Annotated in this window: 1 protein-coding gene; it reads right to left on the reverse strand. The window is 77.5% G+C overall.

The features are described from left to right. Window positions 1-1,229, reverse strand: a 1,229-nt coding sequence (locus BN12_RS21695) for a thiamine pyrophosphate-binding protein (protein ID WP_048555627.1), incomplete at its 3' end; no start/stop codon positions are given. Between the last annotated feature and the right edge of the window lie 190 nt (window positions 1,230-1,419).

Below are 1,419 nucleotides of genomic sequence, written 5' to 3' on the forward strand. Positions count from 1 at the left end.
GGCGCGGCGTGGTCGGCGGAGTGGTCGGGACGAGGCGAGCATTCGCCCCCGTGAGCTCCGCCGACCCCTTCGAAGGCCCGGGCCATTCCGTCCCGGCGAGCCACACCGACCGAGGGGAGGAGGTCGATGACCTCGGCGGACCGCCCCGGCGGACGCCAGGGCTGCCCGGCCGCGGAGGCGACGGCGAGGCGGACGTCCCGGCGGCGGGTGAGCCGGGCGATGGATCGCGAGAGGGTGAGCCGGCCGACGACGAGGACGCACTCGGGCGGGTGCGCGTCGACGAACCCGGCATCGGCGGCCACGACGACGCCGTGCGGGACGACGCCGGGACGCGGGTGCCGGCCGAACGGCTCGGCGAGCACGGGATACGCGCGCGTCGAGGCCCACTCGAGGACGGCGTCGGCGACATCGCGCTCCGGCAGGTCGCCGAGGAGCAGGAGCGTCCGCGCCGGGAGGCCGAGATCGCCGGTCGACCCGAGGCGCTCACCATCCGGCGGCACGAGGGTTCCCACGGTCTCCGACCCCGGGAACGCGCCCACTGCCGAGGGGTGACGTTCAGCGTCCGTGAGCCGGGAGGTTCCCTCGGCGAGGCCGGCCGCCCAGGCGTCGAGGTCGTCGGCGTCGGCCGGCACGAGCGGCTCCACGAGCTGGAGGTTCACGTGGACCGGGCCCGGTGCGACGGCCGCCGACCCATCACCCACCGCGGCCACGTCGAGGCCGTCCTCGGAGCGATCGCCGGCGGTCCCGAGGAGAGCGCCCCACTCCCCCCTCGCCCGCGCGACCGCCGTGCCGACCGCGCTGGCGACGTCGTCCCCCGGGGCCAGGTCGACGGCATACCGGGTGCTCGGGCCGTAGATCCCCGGCTGCACCGTCGTCTGGTTGGCGCCGGCCCCTCGGAGAGCGGCCGGCCGGTCCGCGGTGAGCAGGAGGAGCGGCACCGTCGCGTGATGCGCCTCGAGGACCGCGGGGTGGAGGTTCGCGACCGCCGTACCCGACGTCGTGACGACGGCCGCGGGCGGGCCGCCGAGCTTGGCGAGACCGAGGGCGAGGAAGCCGGCGGAGCGTTCGTCGACCCGGACCTGCAGGCGGAGGCGGCCGGCACGCTCGGCGGCCCGGACCGCATACCCCAGCGGAGCAGACCGCGACCCGGGGCAGAGCACCACATCCCGGACGCCCGACGCGACGAGTGCCTCGACGGCGGCGCAGGCGGCGGCGATGGACGGGGTCACGACCGACGATCCTGCCACCGCCGTTCATCGCGCGGCGCCCCTCCCCGCGGGAGAGCCTCCGCCGGGGCGGGCAGCTGCGGACCGGCGCACGTGGTAGTCGGTGACGACGGCCCGGCCGGAGCCGCCGACGAACGGCGCGGCCTCACGCGCCCAGGCCGACAGCGACCGCGACCGCCTCGCCGCGACGGCG

This window comes from Nostocoides japonicum T1-X7 (assembly GCF_001046855.1).
GTDB classification, from domain to species: domain Bacteria; phylum Actinomycetota; class Actinomycetes; order Actinomycetales; family Dermatophilaceae; genus Nostocoides; species Nostocoides japonicum.